Here is a 6964-nt window from a genome sequence, read left to right as displayed (position 1 = left end):
TACCCACCTCGGATCGCATTCGAGACCTGCCGATAGTACCACTCTATCACATTACTGTTGAGAACCGCCGTCATCCAGCGCTCGGTCGTCGGTATGAAATAGCAAGTGTTTCCTCCGTAGCTGCCAGACACGTCCCAAGCAAAGCTCTGGTGCTCATAGATATCGGGATAGACGATCTTCGGCCCCTCGAATTCCCTCCAGTAAGCCACGTTGTCTTGTATCTCGAACCATTCGTATGAACCCGCCTTCCGGCCGGACCAACTTGCCCCACGGTAACCGCGCGGTTTAGGTTCGAGGGCTTCGCGAAACCCCTCCAGGTGCCGTTTTACGGCCGGGTAGCGATCAATGTCCGTGCCGCGTCTAGTGAAGATCAGCCACAGCTCCTGCGGCTGCACCCGCCATCGCTTCACATCACGGCCACGCAGGAAGGGCTTGATGATCTCCTGGCTCTTGGGATCAGCCTTAATCAGCGCAGCCCGGGTCGCGCCGTCGATGACGAAAGCGTCGTTAAAGCCTGTCTTGATGCCATAATAAAATCGACCCTCGACGTAATCGCTCAGCGGAACTCCTGCCGCGCGGATGCGAGCAAGAAGATCGCGCTTGAGGGTCGGCTCGATCTGCCAGCCGCCCTTCTCCAACGCCGTCTGGGGCATGTCGAAGCCGGCGCTTTTGAGCAGCTCCGGGAAGGCCTCGATCTCAGCCTTTTCGCCCAGGTCTTGCCAGTTCAGGGCGCGGAACCGTTCAGACGAGGTCGGCCCCCGCCGCGCCGACTTACGCCGCTCGGCGATCAGAATGGTGGGGTAGGCGATGGCATCGAACACGTCAGCGTCGCCGAAATCGATCAGGGTCTCAATCTTGGCGTTGATGTTGAACCAATGGCGCAGGTTCTCGCCGTACTTGGCGCGGTACCATTTGTTCGAGGTAATGTAGGCGAACGTGCCGCCGGGCCGCAGCAGCTTGACGCCGCGTTCGATGAAGTAGACGAACAGGTCCGCCGTTCCGGCATAGCTGCCCAGCGGCAGGCCGTTCTTGTCCTTGCCGCCATAGTGGGCTTGGAGCGCCGTCTTCTGGTAAGTGATCTTTTCCTGACGGACGTAGGGCGGATTGCCGATGACGATGTCGAAGCCGTCGTGGAGCTGGAACATCCACAGGGGGTCGAAGAACGGCGCGCTGGCCTGCTGATCGAATGGGTTCCAGCATGCGGCCATCCGCGCATCCGCGTGCGGCAGGGAATGCTCTGTCTCTAGGATATCTGCCAGTTCATCGCGGTGCTGCTGGATCAGCTCGCGGTATTTGCGCTTGGTTCGCATGGTTCGCGCGGCAAAGTGGCGTTGGGTCGCGTTCTCGATCAGGCGCTCCAGCTCACCAATCCGCGGATTGGCGAAGAGATCAACCTGCAACGGCCGTTGAAGGGGGATCAGGCTGTTGGCCGCGACCAGCTTGGTTTCCAAGTTCGGCAAAGGCTTGATGCCGAGATTGTCGTCGAGCTTTTCCGGATCGGGTGTCTGCTCGACCGCCAGGCTGATGAAGAACCGAAGCTTAGCGATGAGGATGGCGATCGCCTGAATGTCCGAGCCATACAGGCAGCGCTCTATCAGGTGCAGCTTGCGAACATAGTCGGCCAGGTCGTTGTCGGCGAACTCTTCATCGAAAGCCTTGAGGGCGGCCTCCGCCTCCTCGATCTCCGCTTCCCGCCGCGTGATGTCGTATTGCGGCGCTCGGGCAACACGGTCCGCCAGCGGCGCGCGCAGGGCGACCTTCCACTTATCGTTGTTGGGATCGAGACGCTTCAGCGCGTCCATCAATGCCTGCAACATCCCCATGGGAAATGCGCCAGAGCCGCAGGCCGGGTCGAGCACCTTCAAATCCTCGATCGCCCTAATCAACGCATCCCGCTCCGCTTCAGAGAAGACAGGGGCAGGCACAGTCGGGTCCAGTAAGTCCTTGAGACGCGCATCGACGCCATCGATCGACGCGGATCTGGATGTCGCCGCCGGTCGCTCCATGGCCAGCTCGCCTGGCGCGGGGCCGAAGTCCAATTGCTCAACGCGGGGGCGAAGCCTCTGATCGCCTGAAGGTATGAGCCCCTTCAACGCGGCATCGAACTGGTGCGCAAGCGTCTCCCGTACCATGAAATCGACAACATAGCGCGGGGTGTAGAACGAGCCCGACATCTTGCGGGCCGACGAGCTGGTTTCCGGGTTGTACGAGGCGAGCAGGTTCTCGAAGACTTTACCCAAAAGCTCGGGATCGAGTGCGACCTCCTCTTCGACCGAGGTGTTTTCTTCTACCGTGAAGACGTAGTTCTCGAACAGGGTGAACAGGCCGGATGCCTGGTAGGTCCGCCCGCTGGTTTCGTACTCAGCGTTCAGGTCGACATTCTGCTCGTCGCCGAAGAAGATGCGGTTCGGCACACGCAACGGGTTCTTCGGATGATCGGAGAACCCATCAACGCGAAGGCGCTTGCCGTCGCTGATCTTCGCCAGGTCAGGATTTCGTTCCAAGTCGCGCGCCGTCAGCTCGCGATCGAGGCACTCAAATAGCCCACCATTCAGAAACGGCACCCGTCGGAAGAGCGCGAGCGCAGCCTCTGGATTGGCGAACAGTTCCTCGTAGCGATAAACGCTGTGGATCAGGTGATGACCGTCCTGACCGCCGACTGCACTTCGATTACGCCATTTGCGGCCCTCGCCCATATCGGTGTTCAGGGTGGCGAAGAAGAGGTTCTGCAGAATGGCCTTGTAGTAGTTGTCACTATCGGCCGCCTTTTCGGGATCGGTTTTCAGCAAGGGCCGGATATCTTCCAAACGGAAGAGTTCGGCGGGCACCAATCCCCGCTCCTTAATGAACCAGCAGAAGATGACGCGAGTCAGAAGCCGGATCAGCGGGACTTCAGGTTTATCTCCCGCGCCACGCGGAAAGGTGATTAGCTGGCGAGACCAAAAGAACCAGTTGGCGAGCTCTCGATAGAAAGTTTCATTGAGCGTCTTGGTCGAAAGCGCCGCCTGCCATCCCGCGTAGAGATCGCCGAAATTCGACGGGCGCGAGCGCATCGCCCGCCAGTCGAGCTTCGCTAGGATCGTGACGTGCCCACGGTGCGGTCGCTGGGTGGAGACGTTCAGGACGATGGTCACGCGGCCAGTCTGAACGTCGCGCGATGCATCGCGCTTATGCTGGCGCCGCTCGCTAGCCGCGAGCGAGAAGCGCTGGCCATGCCGGAACAGGATGATCACCGGCATAGGAAACAGGCTGTTCACCGCCCGCGTGATTCCTGCGAGAGCCGCGCGCTTCCAAGTTTCGCCCTTCAGGTCAATGGCCAAAAACACGAAGCTGTCGACGATGCTCTTGCCGTAGCGCTCGGCCAGATCCATGGCGCCGACGTCGAGGCCAAGCATGGGAATTTCATCGTTGGTCAGCTGGAAGAGGAAGCGAACTTCGCGCCATTTATCCAGATGCGCCGAGGGGTGTTGGAGCTTGCGGTCCGGATCGATTTCCTGCGCAAATGAGCTTGGCTGTCCGTCCAACTCGATCGTCTTGGCACTACGATAGCCGAGGACCCCCAGCAGCTCGCGTCCGGCTGTCTCCAGCGGAAGGTGCGAGAAGGCGCGAACGGCTCCATCGATCGCCGGGAAATCGGTCATGCCCCGACCTTCCCGGGCCGGATGATGAGCCAGGTGACCAAATCGTAGTCGAGGCTGGTGCGGGCCTGGGCACCTTCGTCCGGCACGCGGGCGCCGCGAGCGCCAGTCAGCGACGCAAGGGTTCGGGAGGCCGAAGTCTCGCCGACGGATGCGACCGCCGCTCGGATCAGCCCGTCGTAGCGGTCCATCGCTTCGCCATAGTCGGTCTCGTCGTCAAAGGCGTTGCAGAGCGCTTCGAACGGCTCGCTCCGGCCCAAGCATAGGGCGCGGTAAGCCCCCAAGATTGGCTTGGGCTGGCCAAAGCCGACCCGCACAGAGCCATCATCCCTCAGCTGCACGAGATAGTGCGGATCGAGCGGATTAATCTTGGCCTGCTCCGGGTTCGGATCGGCCGGCCGCCGCCGCAGGCAGAAGATGACCCCGGGGTCGATGGCGCCGCCTTCAACTTCGTTAGAAACAAGGGCGTGCAGGCCAAGCGGCGCGTCACGGAGCGCCTGTTCATTGGCGCGGGCGAAACCGAGAAGCTCTGCACGGAAATCGTCGAGGGCGAAATCGGAGAGAGTGATGCCGCCGGTGGACTCTTCCAGCTCGAAGACTTCGTCCTTGAGGCGGATGAGCTGATCGTCGCGCCAGCGCGCATCGCCCTCGGCTTCCGCTCGGGCGTTGAGGAGATCGTCTTCGCCCGTGGCCGAGAGGTCGACCAAGGCCATGCGCGCCTCAACCCTATCCTTCAGGCGCAGGTACTTGTTGAGGTCTTCCGTGGGCCAGCAGTTGATCATACGAATCGAGGCATTGCGGCTACCGATCCGATCGATGCGCCCGAACCGCTGGATCAGTCGGACCGGATTCCAGTGGATGTCGACGTTCACCAGCAAGTCTGCATCCTGAAGGTTCTGGCCCTCTGAGATACAGTCGGTGGCGATCAACAGGTCGATTTCGCCGCCCGTCTGGGCGTTACGCATGTCCGCCCGCCGCTTAGCACGTGGCGCGAAGTTCACCAGCACGTCTTGGAAGCGGGCCGAGCCGAGGGTGGTCTTGCAGCCATCGCCCGTCACCAGCGCAGCATGGATACCGTACTCGCGTACGAGCGGAAGCAGCTCGTCGTACAGGTAGCGCGCTGTATCTGTGAAGGCAGTGAACAGAATGACCTTGCGGTTCGCCTCACCGTCCCGGTTGGTGGAGGGAACGCTCGCCTTTGCGCGCACAATAGCCTTCAACCGATCCAGCTTCGCGTCACGATCCGGCGTGATCTTCCGGGCTTCGTCGGCCAAGGCCGCGATTCGCTCGCGATCCCGCAGAAGCGCAGCCTTCCAGGCTCCGCGGTCGAGATGGGCGAGATTGTACTTGAGCGCGCCGCCAACTTCGAAAGCGTCCTCAAGCTCGTCGTCCAGCTCGGTCTCATCCGGCGTGGGCACCTCGATCGCGGCGGTCACCTCGAAGGTTTCGAGGTCGCACAGGCGCTGATCGATGCGCGAAATCATCCGGTCCATGGTCTGACGGAAAGAACTCACAGAGCTCTCAAGCCGCTTGAGGAAGCCGACCTTCATCATGGCGATCAGATATTTTTCGCGATTGGCCTGATCGAAGTTGCCGCCTTTATCGTAGAGCGCGCGATGCTGGTCGAGCACGAAGGACAGGGGGCCATAGAGCGCCAGCTCCAGCTTGCTGATCGCCGCGTCCACATCCTCAAACGCCGGGAAGGCGCCGGCCGTGTCGATGGTGGCGAAGACGGACTCTGGCGCGGCGCGCTTAGGAAAGGCGCCAATCTTCTCCATTGAGGCTGCGTAATGCCGTTCGACATGCTTTCGAGAGCGCGCGATGGTCACCCCATCCAGCAGGCCAAAGAGCGCGGGAGGCAGCTTGTTCAGCAGCAGGCTCGCGTCGCGGCTTCCGATCTTGGCCCATTCGGCAAACTGGCGTTGGGCGGCGCCGATGAGCGCGCCCAGGTTTGGCACGCCAAGGTCATTGAACCCGTCGCCACGATCCGCGGAGATCAGGTCGAGCTGAGCCTTCAGGTCGCTCAGGTCGTTGTTCACGGGCGTGGCAGAGAGCAACAGCACCTTGGTTTTCAGTCCCGACTTGATGACGTCGTCCATAAGTCGCTCATAGCGGCTGCGGCGCCCTCCGGCCGTCTTGTTCCGCGCTGCGCTTCTGAAGTTGTGGGACTCGTCGATCACTACCAGGTCGTAGGCGCCCCACTCGATCCGGTTCAAATCAATGTCGCCGACGCGGCCTCGTTCACGCGACAGGTCGGTATGGGACAGGACGGTGTAGCCGAACCTGTCTTCACGAAGGGGGTTCATCTCGCTGTTGTTGGTCGCAAGATACTCTGTCCAATTCTCCCGCAGCTTTTTCGGGCAGAGCACGAGGACGTTTTTATTGCGCTTCTCGAACCATTTGATGACTGCCAGCGCAGTGTAGGTTTTTCCCAGGCCGACGCTGTCCGCGAGGATGCAGCCGCCATGCTTCTCGATCTTGGACAGAACCGCACGAAGACCGTCTCGCTGGAAATCGAACAGCGCGCGCCAGATGGCCGTCTCTTCGAAGGCGGTCTGTTGGATCAGGGCATCTTCGGCGGCTTGGCCGGTCAGAAAGTCGTCAAACAGGTGCAACAAGGTCTTGAAGTAGATGAACTCCGGCGAGGCGTGCGCATAGCTGGCCTCCAGCGCCCGCAGCACCTCGTCCCGGACATCCTCTGTCAGACTTTCGTCGCTCCACAGTTCGTCGAACCAAGCGAGCAAATCCTCACGATCGCGGTCACTGTCGACAACGAGATTCAGTTCGATGTTCGGGGCCTTGCCCAGCCCAAGCCCATTAATCGTGAAATTGGAGCTACCGATCACCGCATGGGGGCGTCGGCCATCGTCGATATGGACCAGTTTGCCATGCAGCAGTCCGGAACGTTTCACCGAGCGGATCTCGACCTTTTCCCTGATCCATTGCGCGCAACGAAGCGCCGCCGCCCGCTGACGAATCTGCTCCGTCAGGCGCAGACCCGACTCGTCGAATGAGAAGGCAGGCGGTTGGAGGCCCGCGTTGTCGGCGTTTTTCAGGAAGCGCGGCTCGCCGAATAGGAACCGCATCTGGCCAACCTTGTCCAAGGTCTCGCGCAGGCGATCGTACGCAAAAGTCGTGAAGTAAGCAGAGACGACCGAGAGCCGGCTGTCGGACGATGCACGATCACTAATGAATTGATGAACCGTGCCTCTTTGACGATTGTCCCGAATTCCCGACTGGCCCACGCTCAAATTCACCCGTGCTCCCTACCTTGAACCGCACCGGATTTGCCGGAGGCTAATTGAGTTGAGTCCTACGCGGCGATC

At 60.8% G+C, this 6964-nt stretch carries 2 protein-coding genes; both read right to left on the bottom strand.

The window, feature by feature from the left end:
• The coding region (locus O5O54_RS21150; protein ID WP_279483843.1) for an Eco57I restriction-modification methylase domain-containing protein at nt 1-3641 on the bottom strand (3641 nt) is incomplete at its 3' end.
• Entirely contained in the window at nt 3638-6895 is a 3258-nt protein-coding gene (locus tag O5O54_RS21145) for a helicase-related protein (protein ID WP_279483842.1), read from the bottom strand. The genes O5O54_RS21145 and O5O54_RS21150, both read right to left, overlap by 4 nt.
• Between the last annotated feature and the right edge of the window lie 69 nt (nt 6896-6964).

The organism is Aureimonas sp. SK2, from assembly GCF_029813115.1.
In the GTDB taxonomy this organism is placed as follows: Bacteria; Pseudomonadota; Alphaproteobacteria; order Rhizobiales; family Rhizobiaceae; genus Aureimonas.
The sequence above is the reverse complement of the archived record's forward strand: the minus strand, read 5'-3'. Positions and strand labels throughout refer to the sequence as shown.